This window comes from Streptomyces sp. NBC_00370 (assembly GCF_036084755.1).
Lineage (GTDB): Bacteria > Actinomycetota > Actinomycetes > Streptomycetales > Streptomycetaceae > Streptomyces.
Genome location: NZ_CP107968.1, coordinates 884907 through 904228, shown reverse-complemented (window position 1 = coordinate 904228; position 19322 = coordinate 884907). Strand labels below are relative to the sequence as shown.

The following is a 19322-nucleotide window of genomic DNA, read 5'->3' as shown; positions in this document are numbered from 1 at the left end:
GGGCGGGCGATACGGAGCGTCATCGTCCGCCGTGAGCCTAGGCAGGTCCCAGTGCCGAAAAAGTGCCGTAACTGTGCGCTGCCGTCAGGACACGCGGCCTGCGGCCGCTTCGTCGCCCGCCGCCGCGCCGCTCGCTTCGAGCTGCCGCAGCTTGTCCGTGATGTCCTCGGCGTCGGGGTGGTCGAAGCCGTTGAGGATGTCCAGCGCCGGCCGCCAGGCGGCGGCGGCCAGGTCCGGGTCGCCGGCCGCCGCGTGGCTGTCCCCGATGTGGACGAGGGTGTCGGCCTCCAGATAGCCGTCCCTGATCTCCCGGTACAGGTCGAGCGCGTGCGCGTAACCGGCGAGCGCCTCCTCGTACCGGCCGAGATGGTGGTACGCGTAGCCGAGGCTGTCCCAGGCGGCGGCCTCGCCGTTGCGGTCGCCGATCTCCTGGTGCAGCGCGAGCGACAGCCGGCACTGCGTCAGCGCCTCGTCGTACGAGCCGAGCAGGATGTGCGTCCAGCCCACCTCGTTGTGGATGCTGGCCTCGCCGCTGCGCCAACCGGTGGCCCGGTAGAGCTCACGTGCCTGCCGGTAGTGGTCGAGTGCGTCCGTGTGCCGTCCGGCCCGGTTGGCGAGGAAGGCCAGATAGCGGTGGACCCGGCCCTGCCCCGACAGGTCGCCGATCTCGCCGAACAGCTCCAGGGCCCGGGCCAGATGCTCGTGTGCGGCCTCGGGCCGGTCGAGCCGGCCGCTGACGAATCCGACGGCGCGGTGCGCGTGGGCCTGTCCGCGTACGTCGCCCAGCCGCTGGGCCGAGGTCACCGACGCCGACTGCATGGCCAGTTGCTCCTGCCAGCGGCCGTGCCGGTCCAGGAACAGCTCCAGGGTGGCCGCCAACTGCCAGGCGTGCGGGCCCCCTTCGCTTCTGGCGTCCTGCTCGACCGCGGTGAGCAGCACCGTACGCTCCGACTCCAGCCAGTCCAGCGCCTCCCGCTGGCCGGGGAACCGCTCGGGATCGGCGCCCGGGCGGGGCTGGGCGAGCGTCAGCCGCTCGCGGTGCGGCGCGAGCAGGGTGTCGGCGGCATGCGCGCTGTGCAGATAGTGGTCGAGCAGCCGGCCGCGTGCCTCGCCGCACCGGTCGTCCGCGTCGTGCCGGGCGGCGAGTTCGGCGGCGTAGGCCCGCAGCAGGTCGTGGGAGGCGAACCGGCCCGGCGCGTGTTCGGTCAGCAGCTGGGCCATGACCAGTTCGGCGAGGAGAGCCCTGGTCTCGGCGGCGGGCCGGCCGGCCAGACTCGCCGCCGCGTTGACCGAGCATTCGGGCCCCGGATGCAGCGCCAGCAACCGGAACAGCCGCGCGGCCCCCGGACTGAGCGTCCGGTACGACCAGGAGAAGACGCTGCGGGCGTCGGTGACCGGGTCGGAGCCGGTGAAGGCGGCGAGGGAGCCGTGGCTCTCGCGCAGCTCGGCCGCGACGGACGCCAGCGTGAACCCGGGGTTCACCGCCGCACGCGCGCAGGCGATGGCCAGGGCCAGGGGCAGCCGTCCGCACAGCGCGACGATCTCGTCCGCGGCCTGCGGCTCGGCGGCCACCCGCTCGGCCCCCAGCCTGCGGACCAGGAACTCCCTCGCCTCCCGCTCGTCGGGCAGTCCGAGCGCGACGGGGTGCGCGCCCTCGCCGGCGATCAGCCCGTGCAGCTGGTTACGGCTGGTGACGATGGCCAGGCAGCCGGGCGCCCCGGGCAGCAGCGGGCGCACCTGCTCCGTGTCACGGGCGTTGTCCAGCAGGACCAGCACCCGGCGCCCGGCGAGCAGACTGCGGTAGAGCGCGACCTGTGCGTCAAGCCCGGCGGGTATCCGGTGCGGCGGCAGGCCGAACGCGTCCAGCAGGGTACGGATCGCGTCGGCGGGACTCATGATCGACCCGGTGGCGTGGAAGCCGCGCAGATTGACGTAGAGCTGCCCGTCGGGGAAGCGGTGGGCAATCGCGTGGGCCCAGTGCACGGCGAGCGTGGTCTTGCCGACACCGGCCATGCCGCCGATGGTGCTGATCACCACGGGGGCGAGTTGCGCGCCGTCGGGCGGCAGCAGCGCCTGCGAGCGGGCGAGTTCGGCACGGCGCCCGGTGAAGGCCGGGTGATCGGGCGGCAGTTGGGCCGGTCGCACGCGTGGGGCATACGGTGCCCGCACCGCGGGGGCCTCGTCGCTGTCCCGGCCGACGGCCCCGGCCCCGGAGTCGTCGCTCCGCGCCGCCGGTACGCCGTCGGCGTGGCCCTCGCCCGCTGGGCCCGACAGGCTCTGCCGGAGCACCCGCTGCTGGGCGGCCCGCAGTTCGGGCCCCGGGTCCAGGCCCAGTTCGTCGGCGAGCCGCGAGCGGACCGCCTGATAGACGTCAAGTGCCTCCGCCTGGTGGCCCGTTGCCGCCAGCACCAGGATCAGCCTGGCCTGCAGAGTCTCGTCCAGGGCGTGGTGCGCCGCCGCTTGTCTGAGGATGACGAGCACCCGTTCGGTGAGCCCGGCCCCCGCGGCCAGAGCCATCTCGGACGCCTGCTTGACGACGGCGGGATGCTCACGGTCCACGGCCACGAACACGGGGTGGGCGCGCACCTGCGGTGCTGTACCGGCCGCCGCGGGCCCGCGCCACAGCGCGAGCGCCTCGATGAGCAGTCCGGCGGACTTGGCCGGTTCGCCGCTCTCGGCGAGCACCCCGGCCTCCGCCCGCAGCGCCCGGAAGCGCAGCAGATCGAGCGAGTCGGGACCGACGTCGATCCGGTAGCCGCCGGACCCGCGCACCAGCAGGCGGGACGCCGACCTGCTCGGCAGACCCGGCTCCAGCAGCCGGCGCAGCGCCCCCACATGCCGGTGCACCACGTTGACCGCGCTGTCCGGCGGGTCCTCGCCCCACAGCACGTCCACGATCTCGTGCACGGCCACCGGCTGCCCCGTCCGCACCAGCAGCAGGGCGAGCAGGGCCCGCTGTTTGGGCGGCCCCAACTGGATCTCGGCCTCGCCGCGCCAGGCCCGCACCGGTCCCAAAACTGTGAAGCGCACAGTCCGCGAGTCTAAGCGGTGCGCGGGCGTCGAACGGGCACGAAAAAGACCCCGACCGGACGGGGGAGACCGGTCGGGGCCGTAGGGGAGGGGTGCGGATGGCGGTCGCCTCGCGGCGATGTGCTCCATGGGGCTTCAGCCGAACGATCTTCCCCATGTGCGATTTTCATGTGGGGCCCGGGGACACTTTCCCACCCACACCCACGCCCTCTCCAACGGCCGGCCCGCGCCGATTGTTCCCCGGCTGCGACGAGCTCCCCGCCAGTTTTCTACGAAGGGAACTGGTCCTCCGGAATCTCGCTGGTCGTGGCGTTGCCCAGGATCGACTTGGCCAGCGAGAACGTCAGCACGTCGTACTGCGTACCGCCGCTCACCTGCTTCGTGCGGAAGACCGCCTTGTCGTCGAACTTCTGGAAGCTGCAGTCACGCGTGAAGGACTTCTTCGCCGCGTTCCAGTCCGTGCCGGTGGTGAAGTACACCGTGTACGAGCCGTTCGACACGCTGCGGACCGTCGCCCGGTCGTGCTTGCGCACATACACCGTGAAGACGCTCTTCTTCCCCCGGGTCATGGCGATCACCGCGTCGCTGTCCGTGCCGTTGTCGATGGTGAGCTTGCCCAGTCCGGAGCGGCCGGAGTCCTTCACCAGACGGCCGTTCCCGAGCCGGCGGTGGCGCGGTTTCTCGGTGCGCGGCAGCTTCAGCCGGGCCGGATAGCCGAGAGCGGTCAGCGAATCCGTCGCCTCCCGCACCGCGCCGGGCCCCGCACCGCCGCCCAGCTCCACCCGGGGCGAGGTCGCACAGCGCGTGTTGTCCGGCGCGGCGTCCGTGAGGTCCCCGCTCAGGTCGCGCAGCGCCATGGCGAGATCGTTGTTCCCGGTCGCCGCGTCGTCGGGCGTCGGCACCGTGTCCAGCGAATCGGCCGCCGAGGTCGCCGCGGTGGCGGCGGCGCCCAGGGCCTTCGCGAGACCCTTGCCCTCGGGCGCCCGGTCGACGGCCCGCAGCGCCCGGTCGACCGGCGCGAGCGTCGTCGTCAGCGCCTTGCCGTAGACGGCCGGGTCGACCGTGGGTGACGGGCTCGGCTCCGCGCTCTCGCTGCTGACGGACGGCGAAGGCTCCGAGCCGCCCGCCCCGCCGCCGGATCCGCCGCCCGACCCGCAGGCGGCCAGCGACACCGACACCAGAGCCAGTGCGGACATGCGCGCATACGTGTGCCGTGCCATGACGCCCCCCGAATTCCCCCGCCCGGCCAAGGCCAGGCCCCGTATGTCCAAGGTTCTCCGCTATGGGGCGGCTGTCAAGAAGGCCCCCGGCCCCCGCAGCGCCGCGTTCTGCTGGCGACGGCGCAGAACCGGCCTTACGGTGAAGACGCGACTGTACTGACTGACTCGATAGCGACCGACGCGGTCGGGACGGGCGGGCGGCACCATGGCACACGACGAAGGACTCAGCGGCGGAATGATCTGCAGCCACCTCGCTGACGTGGAACCTGTGACGGCCGACAGCGAGGACAGCTGTCTGGACTGCGTGGCGCTCGGCGACACGTGGGTGCACCTGCGGGAGTGCCAGACCTGCGGGCACATCGGATGCTGCGACTCCTCCAAGAACAAGCACGCGACCGCCCACAACAAGGCCACCGGGCACCCGCTCATCCGCTCCTACGAGCCCGGTGAGGGCTGGTGGTGGTGTTACGAGGACCAGGTCGTCTTCGAGGTCGAGGGCATGGGCCCGGTCCGCTCCGGCTGACCGGGGCCGCCGGCCGGGTACGCCGCCCGGTTACGCCGACCGGGGGAACCGGTCGGCGGCCGCGCGGTCACGATCCGTCCGTGGCCGCGCCGAACTCCTCCCGCCAGGACCGATGGCGCGGTGTCCAGCCCAGGTTCTCCCGGGCATGGCGGTTGCTCGCGCCCCGCGCCCAGTCGTGCCGGGGCCCAGCGCCGGTCGCGTGCTCCGGCTGCGGCGCGCCGACAGCCGCGCAGAACGCCGGGATCCAGTCATGACCCGCCGCGGGTTCGTCGTCGCACACGTTCACCGCGCCGGACGGCCACTCCAGCGCCGCGACAGCCGCCGCGACGGCGTCGTCGACATGCAGGAAGCTGCTCACGTCACCGTCGGCGACCAGCTCCCCGGCGAGCGCCTGCTCCGCCATCAGCGCGCCGGGCGCGTACCAGGTACCCGGGCCGTAGAGCACGCCGTACCGCAGCACCACCCACTCGGGCAGCTCCCGGGCCGTCTCCTCCAGCGTCGCCACCGCCCGTACGGTCGTCGACCTCGGCCCCTCCGCCGTCAGATCCAGCGGCGTCCGCTCGTCGGCGGGCCCTTCGCCGCCCTGGTAGGCCCAGGCGATGCTCTGCGCCACCATCCGCCGCGCACCGGCGGACAGCGCCGCGTTGGCCAGATTGGCGGTGCCGATCTTCCGCATCGCGGCGTTCGCCTCGCTGCTGCCGCCGCTGAGGTCGGTCAGCTGGTGCATGACGACCTCGGGTGACGCGTTCCTGACGGTACGGGTGATCGCCTCGGCGTCGTACACATCGGCGACGGCGGCCTCGGCGCCCTTCGACCGCAGCGCCTCCGCGTCCGAGGTGCGCCGGGTCAGCGCGGTGACGTCATGGCCGTCGGCGAGCAGCACCGGCAGCAGCCGGCTGCCGATGACACCGGTGGCTCCTGCCAGGAAGATACGCATGTCGGCCGGCCTCTCGTCGCTGTCGTCGTGGTGGCGTCCTCGCCCAGCTCAGCATCCCCCGGCGGCGCGCCGCACCCGCCGCTCCGCCGCGCCGGACGCGGCGAGGACTTTTACCGCGTTTCGGGGGCAGGCCGTTCCCTGACGGAAGGGAAGTGCGCATGAACGGCTCCACCGAGCAGCCTTCGCAGGATTCGACGCCGACGATCACGGAACCGGTCTCCGACCTCCAGCTCCAGCTCCTGATCAGGCTGCTGGGGGAGGACCCCAGATCATGGCTGCCGATCACACTGAACGTGCCGGGCGGGGTGGTGTACGGGGACCTGATCACACGCGAGGCGTGGAAGGCCGACTGGGCGCAGAGCCTGCGCCGGGTGCGGAGCGTCGGCTCGGACCTGCTCGCCAGATTCCCCGAGACGGTGGACCAGGCCGTCGACGAACTGCGCGGCGACGACGGGTCGCAGCATCTGCCGCGCTGGATCCATCTGCGCAACGTCACGGTGACGACGGGCGGTGTCAGCCCCGACGTGGAGGTGCCGGTGTGGCGCGGCAGGCTCTCCGACGTGGCCGGCTGGGCGCTGGGCCGCCCGGAGCCCGACGAGCACTGACCCGCCGCTCGCCACGACACGTGAGCACCACGCCCGGCCGCTCCCCACGATCCGCGGCCGCCCGGCCCGGCCGACGCCCGTCGGCCGGGCGTGTCGCCCTCGCCCGTGCGCGCGTCCGCTCAGGCCGGACGGCGTGTCGGCTCAGGCCGACGTGACGGTGAACAGCGCGCCGTCCGGGTCGCGCAGCGTCGCCTCCCGCAGCGCGGGCGCCGCCTCGGCGGGCGAGACCAGTACGCCGCCCCTGGCCGTCGCCGCGGTGACGGACTCCGCCACCTCCGGCACCCGGAAGTAGACGTGCCAGCGCGGCCGCAGTTGCGGATCGGGCATCGCCTGGACCGCGCCGCCGCGGATCTTGGCGACCACATGCCCCTGCTGGCGCAGCACCGCGCTGTCGTCCTCGTGCACGAGCGTGAAGTCGCCCTCGCCCTCGGGCGCCCAGCCCAGCACCTGGCTGTAGAAGCGGGCGGCGTCCGACGTGTCGCGGGTGCGCAGCTCCAGCCAGGCGGGGGCGCTGCCGCGGCCCACCGTCCAGTCGGAACGCACGGCGCCCTCCCAGATACCGAAGGCCGCGCCGTCCGGGTCGGTGGCGAGCGCAGCGCGTCCGGTGTGGAAGGCGAGCGGGCCCACGGCCACGGTCGCGCCGCGCTCCCTGATCCGGGCCGCCGCCGCGTCCACGTCGGCCACGGCGAAGTACGGCGTCCAGGAGACGGCGACCTGGAGCGACGAGGCGAGCGCGCCGATGCCCGCGACGGGCAGCCCGTCGGTGAGCGCCACGCAGAAGTCGTCCCCGAGCCCGGCGGCGCGGTACGTCCAGCCGAGCACATCGCCGTAGAAGAGCTGGGAGGCGGAGAGTTCACGTGACAACAGGGTCACCCAGCACGGCGCCCCGGCCACTGTCTGCGAATCAGTCTTGTCCCGCTCCAACACCGCTCACTCCGCCTTCGTCCGACGCCTGTTTGCCCCTTACTCTGCCAGGCCGCGCGGCGCGCGGCGCAGGGTGCCCTGCGGGCGGCCGGGTCCCGGCGCGGCAGCCCGGTCCTCAGCGCGGCGACTGTTCAGCGCAGCAACAGCTCGACGCCGCCGAGGATCGTTGCCCCGATCACCAGCCGTTCGAACACCCGTTGATTGATCCGGTTGACGCAGGCCTTGCCGATGAGGGCGCCCGGCACGACGAACAGCGCGAGGAACACGTCCAGCAGCAGGGAGCGTCCGTCGATCAGTCCGAGTCCGACGCTGAAGGGCACCTTGGTGGTGTTGACGATGAGGAAGAACCAGGCGGACGTGCCGAGGAAGCCCAGCTTCCGGAAGCCGGCGGAGAGCAGATACAGCGACATGACCGGGCCGCCCGCGTTCGCGACCATGGTGGTGAAGCCGCCCAGCACTCCGTAGGAGCGGGCCTTCAGACGGCTGTTGGACGGCTCGGCCGCGTCGTCGGTGTCGGCCGCGCCGGAGGATTCGGCCGCCTCGGTGGCCGCGTCCCGCGTCGCCGTGTGCCGCCGCCACAGCGTGACGCCCGCCATCAGCATCAGGATCGCGCCGATCGAGGTGCGGACCGCGGCGTCGTCCGCCCACAGCAGGAACACCGTGCCGACCACCACCCCGGCGGCGACCGCGGGGAACAGCCGCCACAGCGTGGGCCAGTGCGCGTGCCGCCGGTAGGTCAGCACGGCCAGCACATCCCCGACGATGAGGACGGGCAGCAGCACCCCCGTCGACTCGCGGGCCGGCAGCACGGCGGCGAAGACCGCGAGACTGACCGTATTGGCCCCGCTCACCGCCGTCTTGGAGAAACCGACCAGCGCCGCCGCTGCCGCGAGCGCGACGAAACCCCACACACCTATGCCGTCCATGTCGATCACTGATGCTATGCCTCGAACGGGTGCGTAGGCTGTGACCCGGCGTGCTCGGTACAGCGCTGTCCGACAAGGGGGGCCGACGACATGGCGGAACGTCCGACGAACATCGACACAGGGGTGGCACATCCCGCCCGGGTCTACAACGCCTGGCTGGGCGGCCGGGACCACTACCCGGCCGACGAGGAGGCCGCGCAGCTGGCGGCGGCGGCCAACCCGGGGATCGTGCCCGCCGTACGCGCGAACCGCGCGTTCCTCGGCAGGGCCGTCCGGCTGCTCACGGAGCAGGCAGGGATACGGCAGTTCCTCGACATCGGTACCGGCATACCGGCGGCGGGCAACACCCACGAGGTGGCGCAGTCCGTCGCCCCCGACGCCCGGATCGTGTACGTGGACAACGACCGGATCGTCCTGGCGCACGCCACGGCGCGGCTGGTCGGCACTGCGGAGGGGCGCACCGCCTACGTGGAGGCCGACGCCCGCGATGTGGACACGATCCTCAGCGAGGCCCGGCGCACCCTGGACTTCAGCCGTCCGGTCGGGCTGATGCTCGTGGCGATACTCCAGTACATCCCGGACGCCGACGACCCGTACGCCCTGACGGAGCGGCTGCTGGCGGCGCTGCCGGCCGGCAGCCATCTGGTGATCTCCCACCCTGCGGCCGACATCTCGGCCGCCGAAGTGGCCCGTTCCATGCGGGTGTACAACGAGCGCGCCGCCGCCGACGCGTCCGCCACGCCCCGTACCCATGACGAGGTGACGCGCTTCTTCACCGGTACGGAACTGCTGGAGCCCGGTGTGGTCTCCCTGCCGCAGTGGCGGCCCGGCCCCGGGGACACGCCGTCCGGCGACATCCCCATGTGGTGCGGCGTGAGCCGGGTCCGGTAGCTCGGCCACCGGACCCGGGTCTCAACGCGCCCGCGCTCGGCGGTGGTTACGGATAGTCCACCAGGTTCGCGACCTGGCTTCCGCCGTTCGAAGGACCGCCGGTCCCGTTGATCACGTGGTTGATGGTGCCGGCGCCGCCCAGCGACACGGTGACCATGTCGTGGAACTTCACGCCCGGGGTGTCGGGGACTTCGAAGGAGTGCTCGGCGACCACCGACCTGTCGGCCGTGAAGTTGCAGTAACTGCCGAGCCCCCACGCCTCGTGGTCGGTGACGCCGTCGGCCACCTTGTACGCGGCGTAGCCCTTGGTGTCCCCGCTCATCCAGGCGTCCTGACTCGGCGGGTCGTACGGCATCTCGTTCTGGTAGAAGTACGTCCTGCCGCCGTTGCCGTTCCAGATGGTCTGGTACTCCTGGTAGTGCTCGACGAACAGCCCGTACATCGTGACGTCGTCACCGTTGACGATCAGCCCGTTCGCCGCCGTGTTCTGGTCCCAGCCGACCCCGTCCCCGTGGTCGGCGCGCCAGATCCACAGATGGTCGCCGATGACGTCCGAGCTGTTGACGACCAGGCTCTTCGCCGCCTTGCCTACATGGGCGCCGCCGACGCGGAAGAACACATCGCTCAGCGACGTCGGGTTGTCGGCGTGACTCGCGCTCGAACCGTCCGCGCCGACCTCCATCAGCGTCGGTGAGTTGGTGGTGCCCGCGTCGATGAGCAGACCGGCGATCTTCACCCCGTCCACGTCGGCGACCGACATCGCGGAGATCCCGTCGTCCGGGGTCAGGGTCGCGAGGCCCATACCGAGCACGACGGTGTCGGGGTCCGTCACCTTCAGCGTCTGGTCCAGGTGGTACACCCCGGGCGTGACGAGCAGGTTCTTGCCGGCGGCGAGCGCGGCGTTCATGTCGGCCGCCGTCGCACCCGGCTTGGCGATGTAGAAGTCGTCGATCGGCAGGGACTCGCCCGCCGGGTCACCGCCCGACCAGGTCGTCCCCGAGGCGTTCTTGCGCAGCGCGGGTACGAACACCTGGTAGGCGCCCGCATCGTCGATGTACAGGAACGGCTTCTCGCGGGAGACCGGCGCCTGGTCGACCGTCGTGTAGGGCGGATTGGGGAAACTCGTGGCAGGCGCGTTCCTCACCCCGACGAAGACCATGTTCCAGTTGGAGCCGTTCCAGCTGCCGATCTCGTCGTTACGGGACAGCCACTGCTGCTGGGTGCCGGACCTGACCTGGCCGTCGACCTTCGAGTCGGCCATGAAGCCGCCGCTGGCCCAGCCCCCGTCGTCCAGCGCCAGATCCCCCTTGAGGTGGATCCGGCGGTAGGGGGCGGCCTGGGAGACGGCCCAGCGGTCGGTGCCGCCGGTGGGGGTGACGGACAGGTTCTCCGCGTCACGCCAGAAGTTCTGGGTGGCGTTCTGCGGCGGGAACCAGTCGGCCTCCGCGTGCACGGCCCCGTTGATGTTCACGTCGTCCGGTGAAAGACCGAGCCCCGCCACCTGCGTGTAGAAGCCCACGTTCGCGTCGACGTCGTACGAGCCCGGCTTGAACAGTTCGGCGTGCCGCTCCTCGCCGAACTGGTTGGTCTCCTGCTGCTGGAAGACCTCGTCGAGCCGGCCCTGGATGTCGGCGGTCGGCGTCGACGGGTCGAACACGTCGACGTTCGGGCCGAGATCGGGTGCGTCGGCCGACGGGTCGGCGAACGCCTTGCCGATCTTCGTGGACGCCGGTGCTCCGGTGCTCTGCGGGTCCTGGCCCGCCATGGCCGACTGCGCGGCGAAGGCGCCCGACGCCAGCAGGACGACGGCCGCCGCCACGGGCAGTACGCGGCCGCGCCGCAGGAAGCGGCGGCCGGTGCGTGGTTCGCTGTTCATGTGCTCTCCTCTCCGGTGTCCCGCGCCGTCAGCCGGTGAACCCGGCGATGATGCTGGTGAACTGCCAGGGGTCCTGGTCCACTCCGGAGCAGGTGTCGTCGTTGGGGTAGTCACCGGGGCACGGCCGGTCGCGGTTGACCGACCAGAAGGAGAGCCGGGCGAGGTGGTGCTGCTGGGCGTAGGCGGTGATGGCGGTGAAGTCGTCCGTGGTCACCGTCTCGTCGACGTCGGTGATGCCGTTCATCGAGGACAGCCCGCTGTGCGCGTACGCCTCCTCGTCGCTGTACCCGTAGGCGTTCTTGACCGTGTCCTTGAGCCCGTCGGTGGCCTGTTCGGTGAGGTCGGCCATGTTCTGTCCCGCGCCGCCGAAGTCGAACGGCATGATCGTCCAGCCGTCCACCTCAAGTCCGGAGTCGGCCGCCCGCCCGATCATGCTGTCGTCGGGGCCCGACTGGTCGCTGGGGAAGGTCACATAGGTGACCAGACCGGCGTTGTCCGCCTTGACCTGCTTCAGCGCGTCGATGGTCTTCTGCTGCGTGGCCGGGTCGTTGTACGCGTCACCCTCGATGTCGATGTCGATCGCCTTCAAGCCGTAGGCGTCGATCACCTTCTGGTACGCGCCGGCCAGTGCGGACGCGTCCGCGCAACTCTGCTCCAGCTTGTCGCCGTTGGCACCGCCGAACGAGGGGACGACATCGCCGCCCGCGCCGCGCACCGTGTCGATCGTCTGCTGGTCGACGCCGCCGTCGAGCGGCCTGCTGCCGTCCCACCGCGGGTCGCAGCCGCCGCTGTCGAGGACGAACGCCATGGTGAACCAGCGGACGCCGGTGGCGTTCATGACCTCGGCCGGGTCCGGCGGGTTGCCCCAGCCGTTGTACAGATACGGGGCGACGGCTTGCGGCGCCGCGGCGGGCGCGGCGTCCTCGGGGGCGGCGTAGGCGTTGACGGCGAAGGTGGCGCCGGACGCGACGACCGCGGCACAGACGGCGACGGCCGACCTGCGGAGCGACCGCCGGTTCACGGATGTGCCATGGCGTGCTGAACTCATGTGGGGGGCCTTCCGATGTGGGGGGAGGGAAGGTGTGAAGCGGGCCGTGCGGGCGTCACGCGCCAGAACATGAACGCGTTGATCGCTCAACAGGCGCTGCTCCATGATTAATTCAAGGCTTGAGTTAACTCGTGGGCCCAAGGGGCGTCAAGGGGTTGGATGCCGACAGCACGCATTCATCTCTTGAATAAAATCGTTGGACCCAGCAGCCCGCGCCTTCGTAATGTCCCTCCATGGACAGCGCACGGAACTTCGTCGGCGGCCCGGTCGTCGACGTGCTCTCCCGGTACGAACCGGCCGGTCCCGCAGAGGCGGCGGACGCCCGGCGGGTGCGGGAACTGGCAGGTGGCGGCGGGGATCCGTGGCTGCGCTCGACCCCGCTGCACACGACGGCGTCCGCGCTGATCGTCCACCCGCCCACCCGCCGGGTCCTGCTGCGCCGGCACCCGCGCCAGCGGTCCTGGCTCCAGGTCGGCGGCCACGGCGACCCGGGCGAGAGCGACCCGGCGTCGATCGCGCTGCGCGAGGCCGTCGAGGAGACCGGGCTGGGCGATCTGAAACCCTGGCCCGACGCTTCCCTCCTCCAGGTGGTGATCGTCCCGGTCGCTGCGGGACGCGGCGAGCCCGCGCACGAACACGCCGACCTGCGCTTCGTGTTCGCCACCGACGCACCGGACGCCGCACGCCCGGAGAACCCCGAGGCGCCGCTGCGCTGGCTCACCGTCGCCGAGGCTCTGGAGATCACGGCGGAGGCCAATGTCCGCGAGGCGCTGCGGCGCGTGGCGCGCCTGCTCGACCAGGGCGGGCCTGCTCCGGCGGGGGGCCCGGCGACGCGCCTCTGACCTGGCATGCAAGAGTTCCGGGTGAGTGAACCCGGTCCGAACGCAGCGAGGGAGAACGCCGTGCGCCACACGCCAGAAGGGTCCGAATCCGCCCAGGCGGCGCCGGCGGTGACCAACTGGGCCCGCAACATCGCCTTCAACGCGGCCCGGGTGCACGCGCCCACGTCGGTGGAGCAGTTGCGGGACATCGTCGCGAGCAGCGCCCAGGTACGGGCGCTCGGCAGCGGCCACTCGTTCAACGCCATCGCCGACACCACGGGCGATCTTGTCTCCGTAGCGGCGCTGCCCAAGAGCATCGACATCGACACGGCGGCGCGGACGGTCACCGTTGGCGGCGGCATGCGGTTCGCCGAATTCACCGGCGCCGTGCACGAGGCGGGTCTCGCGCTGCACAACCTCGGCTCGCTCCCGCACATCTCCGTCGCCGGCGCCTGTGCCACCGGAACCCACGGCTCCGGTATCGGCAACGGCTCACTGGCCACCGCCGTACGCGCCCTGGAGATGGTCACGGCCGACGGCTCGCTGCGCACCCTCGACCGCGACGACGAGGACTTCGCGGGCGCCGTCGTCGCGCTCGGCTCCCTCGGCGTCGTGACCCGGATGACCCTCGACCTGGTCCCGCGCTACGACGTCCGGCAGTGGGTGTACGAGGGGCTGTCGTACGCCGCGCTCCGGGAGAACTTCGAGGACGTCCTGTCCGCCGCGTACAGCGTCAGCCTCTTCACCCGCTGGCGGACCGAGCTGATAGAGCAGGTGTGGCTGAAGCAGCGCGAGGGTGACCAGGAGCAGCCGGCGCCCCGCGCCTGGCTCGGCGCCGTCCTCGCCGAGGGGCAGCGCCATCCGGTGCCCGGGATGGACCCGGTGACCTGCACGGTCCAGAGCGGGGTCGCGGGCCCCTGGCACGAGCGGCTGCCGCACTTCAAGCCGGAGTTCACCCCGAGCAACGGCGACGAGCTGCAGAGCGAGTACTTCGTCGCGCGCGAGGACGGCCTCGCCGCCTTCGACGCGCTGGCCCGGATCGCGCCGGAGATCGCCCCGGTGCTGCAGATCGGTGAGATCCGCACGGTGGCGGCCGACGGGCTGTGGCTGAGCCCCGCCCACGGCCGTGACTCGGTGGTCTTCCACTTCACCTGGGTGCCGGACACGGCGGCGGTGACGCCGGTGCTGACCGCCATCGAGGAGGCGCTGGCCCCCTTCGGTGTCCGGCCGCACTGGGGAAAGCTGTTCACGACCGGGCCCGAGCGGCTGCGGGAGCTGTACGAGCGCTACGCGGACTTCGAGGCGCTGACGAGCGCGTACGACCCGCAGGGCACGTTCCGCAACGACCTGATCACGCGATTCTTCCCCGGGAGCCCGGCGTGACGCTATTTGTCACATAGCTTTCACTTTGGCTATAGCCGAGACACAGTTTGTGTTTCTACTGTCTCGGACATGCCCCGTTCGACGCTGTACACCTCCGCCGCCGTCGCCCTGTTCGTGGTCGTCTGGGCGGCGGTGGACGGTGGCCAGTCACCGGCCAGTGGCGCGGTGCCGCCCACGCCGCGGCCGAGCGCCCCGCTGACCCCGCTGGCGTTCCCCGTCACCCCCGGGCCCACCGGACCGCTGCCCAGGGTGCTGCCGCCCGGGATACCTGCACCGTCCCCGAAGCCCGGCCCGGCTCCGAAACCCGCCCCGAAGCGGACCCCCGTGGCCAAGCCGGCGAAGGACCCGCAGAAGGTGCTGGCCGATCTGATGGAGCCGATCGACGCCGGAACCTCCGCCTCCGTCTCGGTCGCCGTAATCGACATGAGCGACGGGCGCACCGCGCGGTACGGCGTGAGGGCGGGCAGGACCTACGACACGGCGAGCATCGTCAAGGTCGACGTCCTCGCCGCCCTGCTGCTGCGGGCACAGGACCACAAGCGCCGGCTCACGGCCCAGGAGAAGACGTACGCGAGCGCGATGATCCGGGTCAGTGACAACGACTCGACCGACGCGCTGTGGCAGATCATCGGCGGCGCCGCGGGGCTCGAAGCGGCCAACCGCCGGCTGGGGCTCACCGAAACGGAGCCCGGGGCCGCCGGGCTGTGGGGCCTCACCCGGACGACGGCCAAGGACCAGCTCACCCTGTTGTCGGCCGTGTTCGGTGACCATCCGGCGCTGGACAAGGCGTCGAAGGCGTATCTGCGCGGGCTGATGGGGGAGATATCACCGGGGCAGGACTGGGGGGTCTCGGCGGCGGGCCACACCGACGGACTCAAGAACGGCTGGCTGCCGAGGAGTGCGACCGGGCTGTGGGACATCAACAGCATCGGCCGGGTGACCGTGGACGGCCACCCCTGCCTGCTGGCGGTGCTGTCGAAGGGACACACCAGCCAGCAGGCCGGGATCGAGGTGGTCGAGAAGGCGGCCAGGGCAGCCGTCACGGCGCTCGGTCTCAAGAGCGGGGACTGAGCGCGGGCGGGACCCGCCCGCGCTCAGCGCCCCGTTCGCTCAGCGTCCCATCAGGTCGGTCTGCCGGATCTTGTTCGTCACGTCGAGCGCGGCGACCTTGTACGACTCGGCGAGCGTCGGGTAGTTGAACACCGCGTCCACCAGATAGTCGACCGTGCCGCCGTTGCCCATCACGGCCTGCCCGATGTGGACCAGCTCCGTGGCACCGGAGCCGAAGCAGTGCACCCCGAGCAGCCGCCGGTCCTCCGGCGACACGAGCAGCTTCAGCATGCCGTGCGCGTCCCCGATGATCTGCCCGCGCGCCAGCTCCCGGTAGCGGGAGACCCCCACCTCGAACGGCACCCGCTCGTCGGTCAGCTGGTCCTCGGTCTTCCCGATGAAGCTGATCTCCGGAATGGTGTAGATGCCGATCGGCTGGAGCAGGTGCATCGGGTTCACCGGCTCGTCGCAGGCGTGGTACGCGGCGGCCCGGCCCTGCTCCATCGAGGTCGCGGCCAGCGCGGGAAAGCCGATGACGTCGCCGACCGCGTAGATGTGCGGCACGGACGTGCGGTAGTGCTCGTCCACGCTGATCCGGCCGCGCTTGTCGGCGGTGAGACCGGCCTTGTCCAGGTCGAGTTCGTCGGTGAGCCCCTGCCGGCCCGCCGAGTACATCACCGCGTCGGCGGCTATCTTCTTGCCGCTCTCCAGGACGGTCAGCGTGCCCTGCTCGTGCCGCTCGACCGCGGCGACGGTCTCACCGAAGCGGAACGTCACCGCCAGGTCCCGCAGCCCGTACTTGAGCGCCTCGACCACCTCGGCGTCGCAGAAGTCCAGCATCGAGTCCCGCTGCTCGACCACGGTGATCTTGCTGCCGAGGGCGGCGAACATGCTGGCGTACTCGATGCCGATGACCCCGGCACCCACGATGACCATGGACCGGGGGACCCGGTCCATGTTGAGGACGCTGTCGGAGTCCATGACCGTGCGCTCGTCGAACTCGACGCTCGCCGGGCGCGCGGGCCGGGTGCCGGTGGCGATGACGATGTGCTCGGCGGTCACCAGCCGGTCCTCGCCGCCCCCGTCCCGCACGGCGACGGTGTGCTCGTCCATGAACCGCCCGGTGCCCGGCAGCAGGGTGACCTGGTTCCTGGCGAGCTGGCTGCGGATCACATCGACCTCGCGGCTGATCACATGATCCGTACGGGCCGTCAGATCCGCGACGGTGATTTCTTCCTTGAGCCGGTAGCTCTGCCCGTACAGGTCCCGCTGGGTGAGGCCGGTGAGATACAGCACCGCCTCGCGCAGCGTCTTGGACGGGATGGTGCCGGTGTGTATGGAGACGCCGCCGACCATGTCGGTCCGGTCGACGATCGCGACTCTGCGGCCGAGCTTTGTCGCTGCGATGGCGGCCTTCTGGCCGCCCGGGCCTGATCCGATGACAAGCATGTCGAAGTCGCGCACGCACAGGAGTCTGGCATTCGCGGAGGTTTCCCGGAAGAGCGGGTCCGGCTGCCCCGCGCCCGGCTACGACCGGAGCGCGGCCCCGGGGTCCGCGTGGCGGCGTCCGACGGGCAGGACCAGCGGCGTCCCGGACACCTCGTCGGTCACGACCCGGCAGTCCATGCCGAAGATCTTCCGTACCGCGTCCTCGCTGACCACCTCGGCAGGCGGGCCCTCGGCGACGATCGCGCCGTCCTTCATGGCGATCGTCCAGCGCCTGAACCACCCCTGGTGCGGATAACGGCCACGGCCCACCAGGCACACCCCGGTCAGGATCAGCAGCAGTCGGCCGCGCGGCACACCTGTCCGGCGACACGCCCGGCGATCCCGGCTGACCTCGGTGTTTCGGCTTGTCAGCCGTCCAGGTGGCCTCGGCCCCCGATGCGTTTCCCCTCGCCCGCACCGGGGAGGCGATCTTCTGACAATCACCGGGGGCAGACAGACGGAGGCATCAACGTGCCAACAGTTCCCACCATCACGCTGAACAACGGCGTCGAGATCCCGCAGCTCGGCTTCGGCACCTTCCAGATCCCGCCGAAGGAGACCGAGGCGGCCGTGCTGTCCGCCCTGGAGACCGGCTACCGGCACATCGACACGGCCGAGATGTACGGCAACGAGAAAGAGGTCGGCAAGGCGGTCCGCGGATCCGGTCTCGACCGCGCCGACCTCTTCGTCACCAGCAAGCTCAACAACCCCTACCACGCCCACGACGACGCGCTGGGCGCGTTCGACAAGACCCTCGAAGACCTGGACATCGACTATCTGGACCTGTTCCTGATCCACTGGCCGATGCCCGCCGTCGGTGACTTCGTGGAGACCTGGCACGCCATGGAGGAGATGTACCGCTCGGGCCGGGTGAAGGCCGTCGGCGTCTCCAACTTCAAGCCGCACCACCTGCGCAGGCTGCTCAGCGACAGCGTCATCGTGCCCGCGGTCAACCAGATCGAGGTACACCCGTACCTGACACAGGACGACGTGCGCGCCTTCAACGCCGAGCACGAGATCGCCACCGAGGCCTGGTCGCCCATCGCGCAGGGGCTGGTCCTGGACGACCCCACGATCACCGGCATCGCCGAGCGGGTCGGCAAGTCGGCGGCGCAGGTGACGCTGCGCTGGCATCTGCAGCGCGGCGACATCGTCTTCCCGAAGTCGGTGACCGCCAAGCGGGTGAAGGAGAACTTCGACCTGTTCGACTTCGAGCTGACCGAGGGCGACATCGCCGAGATCACCGCACTGAACAGGGACGAGCGGACCGGATTCGACCCCGACCGGATGAACGCCACCCCCTGAGGTCAACTAGGTTGGGCGGACGGCCGCCGTTCCGAGCAGATAGGGCAGTCAGTGGTTCTGAAGACTTTCCGATGGGCGTTCCTCATCAGCCTGCTCGGCCTGGCGGCCGGGGTCCTCTACGACGGCTGGGCGGGGCTCGGGGTCGTGGCGATCCTGGCCGTACTCGAAGTGTCGCTGTCCTTCGACAACGCGGTGATCAACGCCGGAATCCTGAAGAAGATGAATGCCTTCTGGCAGCGGATCTTCCTCACCGTCGGCGTGCTGATCGCCGTCTTCGGCATGCGGCTCGCCTTCCCCATCGTGATCGTCACCATCACGGCCAGGATCAATCCTGTCGAGGCGGTACGGCTCGCGTTCAACGACAAGGACCGCTACGAACAGCTGGTGACCGACGCCCACCCGTCGATCGCCGCCTTCGGCGGGATGTTCCTGCTGATGATCTTCCTCAGCTTCATCTTCGAGGAGCGGGACATCAAGTGGCAGGCGTGGCTGGAGCGCCCGCTGGCGAAGCTCGGCAGGATCGAGATGCTCTCGGTCTGCGTCGCGCTGATCGTGCTGCTGATCGCGGCGCTGACGGTGGCCACCCACGCCCATCAGCACGGCGGCCACCACGCCGACAAGTCGGGCACGGTCCTGACGGCGGGAGTGGCGGGCCTCGTCGCGTATCTGATCGTCGGCGGGCTCTCCACGTTCTTCGAGAACCGGCTGGAGGAGGACGAGGAACGCGCGGAGGCGGAGCGTGAGACGCGCGGTGCCGAACAGGGCGACCCGGCCGTCTCGGGGGCCGGTCTCACCGGCAAGGCCGCGTTCTTCATGTTCCTCTACCTGGAGGTGCTGGACGCGTCGTTCTCCTTCGACGGAGTCATCGGCGCTTTCGCCATCACCAACGACATCGTGCTGATGGCCCTCGGCCTCGGTATCGGCGCCCTGTACGTCAGGTCGCTCACGGTCTACCTCGTGCGGCAGGGGACCCTGGACGACTACGTCTATCTGGAGCACGGCGCGCACTACGCGATCGGCGCCCTCGCCGTGATCCTCCTCGTCACCATCCAGTACGAGATCAGCGAACTGATCACCGGGCTCGTCGGGGTCGTGCTGATCGGGTGGTCGTTCCTCTCGTCGGTCCGGCGGAACAAGCTGCAGTCCGTCTGAAGATCACAGGCGGAAGATCCGACCGGAGATCGGACCGGAGAGCGGGACCGAAGATCCGATCAATGCGGGCGGTGGCCCGGTAATTACTGGTGCGTTTTCTCTTGACGGCGCCAGACCTCCGATGTTCACTGCGTGTTGTGAAC

General features: G+C 70.9%; 17 protein-coding genes. 8 read left to right on the top strand and 9 right to left on the bottom strand.

Translation table 11 applies throughout. The features are described from left to right. Positions 1-84: 84 nt before the first annotated feature. Both OHS57_RS03860 and OHS57_RS03855 read right to left on the bottom strand, forming a co-directional pair. Positions 85-3030, bottom strand: a complete 2946-nt coding sequence (locus tag OHS57_RS03860; RefSeq protein ID WP_328581023.1) for an AfsR/SARP family transcriptional regulator — start codon at positions 3028-3030, stop codon at positions 85-87. 269 nt (positions 3031-3299) lie between these two features. Next, positions 3300-4226: a hypothetical protein gene (locus OHS57_RS03855; protein ID WP_328581022.1), complete on the bottom strand. Its 927-nt coding sequence runs from the start codon at positions 4224-4226 to the stop codon at positions 3300-3302. Positions 4227-4455: 229 nt separating this feature from the next. Here OHS57_RS03855 and OHS57_RS03850 point away from each other — a divergent pair, with 229 nt between their 5' ends. After that, entirely contained in the window at positions 4456-4773 is a 318-nt protein-coding gene (locus OHS57_RS03850) for a UBP-type zinc finger domain-containing protein (RefSeq protein ID WP_443042837.1), read from the top strand. 67 nt (positions 4774-4840) lie between these two features. Here OHS57_RS03850 and OHS57_RS03845 read toward each other — a convergent pair whose 3' ends face one another. Further along, complete coding sequence (locus OHS57_RS03845) at positions 4841-5710, bottom strand: NAD-dependent epimerase/dehydratase family protein (RefSeq protein WP_328581021.1); 870 nt, start codon at positions 5708-5710, stop codon at positions 4841-4843. Between the two features lie 158 nt (positions 5711-5868). On the opposite strand from OHS57_RS03845, the gene OHS57_RS03840 reads away from it, so the two are divergent. After that, entirely contained in the window at positions 5869-6315 is a 447-nt protein-coding gene (locus OHS57_RS03840; protein WP_328581020.1) for a hypothetical protein, read from the top strand. Between the two features lie 141 nt (positions 6316-6456). Here the strand turns inward: OHS57_RS03840 and OHS57_RS03835 are convergent, their stop codons facing one another. Together OHS57_RS03835 and OHS57_RS03830 are read right to left on the bottom strand one after the other, a co-directional pair. Continuing rightward, complete coding sequence (locus OHS57_RS03835) at positions 6457-7179, bottom strand: VOC family protein (protein WP_328584997.1); 723 nt, start codon at positions 7177-7179, stop codon at positions 6457-6459. A 191-nt stretch (positions 7180-7370) separates the two neighbouring features. Then, on the bottom strand, positions 7371-8165 hold the full coding sequence (locus OHS57_RS03830; RefSeq protein WP_328581019.1) for a sulfite exporter TauE/SafE family protein: 795 nt from the start codon (positions 8163-8165) through the stop codon (positions 7371-7373). A 90-nt stretch (positions 8166-8255) separates the two neighbouring features. Here OHS57_RS03830 and OHS57_RS03825 point away from each other — a divergent pair, with 90 nt between their 5' ends. Then, positions 8256-9056: an SAM-dependent methyltransferase gene (locus tag OHS57_RS03825; protein ID WP_328581018.1), complete on the top strand. Its 801-nt coding sequence runs from the start codon at positions 8256-8258 to the stop codon at positions 9054-9056. Positions 9057-9102: 46 nt separating this feature from the next. On the opposite strand, the gene OHS57_RS03820 is transcribed toward OHS57_RS03825, so the two are convergent. Both OHS57_RS03820 and OHS57_RS03815 read right to left on the bottom strand, forming a co-directional pair. Then, a complete protein-coding gene (locus OHS57_RS03820) occupies positions 9103-10932 on the bottom strand; it encodes a coagulation factor 5/8 type domain-containing protein (RefSeq protein ID WP_328581017.1) in 1830 nt (609 codons plus the stop codon). 28 nt (positions 10933-10960) lie between these two features. Beyond that, positions 10961-11980, bottom strand: a complete 1020-nt coding sequence (locus OHS57_RS03815) for a chitinase (protein WP_328581016.1) — start codon at positions 11978-11980, stop codon at positions 10961-10963. 233 nt (positions 11981-12213) lie between these two features. Here OHS57_RS03815 and OHS57_RS03810 point away from each other — a divergent pair, with 233 nt between their 5' ends. From OHS57_RS03810 to OHS57_RS03800, 3 genes are all read left to right on the top strand, one after another. Further along, positions 12214-12822, top strand: a complete 609-nt coding sequence (locus OHS57_RS03810; RefSeq protein ID WP_328581015.1) for an NUDIX hydrolase — start codon at positions 12214-12216, stop codon at positions 12820-12822. Positions 12823-12882: 60 nt separating this feature from the next. Beyond that, positions 12883-14184 carry an FAD-binding protein gene (locus tag OHS57_RS03805; RefSeq protein ID WP_328581014.1) on the top strand — a complete coding sequence of 434 codons (1302 nt, stop codon included), beginning with the start codon at positions 12883-12885 and terminating at the stop codon, positions 14182-14184. Between the two features lie 69 nt (positions 14185-14253). After that, complete coding sequence (locus OHS57_RS03800; protein ID WP_328581013.1) at positions 14254-15255, top strand: serine hydrolase; 1002 nt, start codon at positions 14254-14256, stop codon at positions 15253-15255. A gap of 39 nt (positions 15256-15294) precedes the next feature. On the opposite strand, the gene sthA is transcribed toward OHS57_RS03800, so the two are convergent. Together sthA and OHS57_RS03790 are read right to left on the bottom strand one after the other, a co-directional pair. Then, a complete protein-coding gene (gene sthA / locus OHS57_RS03795; protein WP_041998573.1) occupies positions 15295-16698 on the bottom strand; it encodes a Si-specific NAD(P)(+) transhydrogenase in 1404 nt (467 codons plus the stop codon). 63 nt (positions 16699-16761) lie between these two features. Beyond that, the gene (locus OHS57_RS03790; protein WP_052457377.1) at positions 16762-17037 is read right to left on the bottom strand and encodes a hypothetical protein; all 276 of its coding nucleotides are present in this window, start codon (positions 17035-17037) and stop codon (positions 16762-16764) included. Between the two features lie 156 nt (positions 17038-17193). On the opposite strand from OHS57_RS03790, the gene OHS57_RS03785 reads away from it, so the two are divergent. Then, entirely contained in the window at positions 17194-18027 is an 834-nt protein-coding gene (locus OHS57_RS03785; protein WP_041998576.1) for an aldo/keto reductase, read from the top strand. Positions 18028-18078: 51 nt separating this feature from the next. Continuing rightward, positions 18079-19179 (top strand): DUF475 domain-containing protein, encoded by a 1101-nt coding sequence (locus OHS57_RS03780; protein ID WP_041998578.1) that lies wholly within the window; start codon positions 18079-18081, stop codon positions 19177-19179. Positions 19180-19322: the final 143 nt, after the last annotated feature.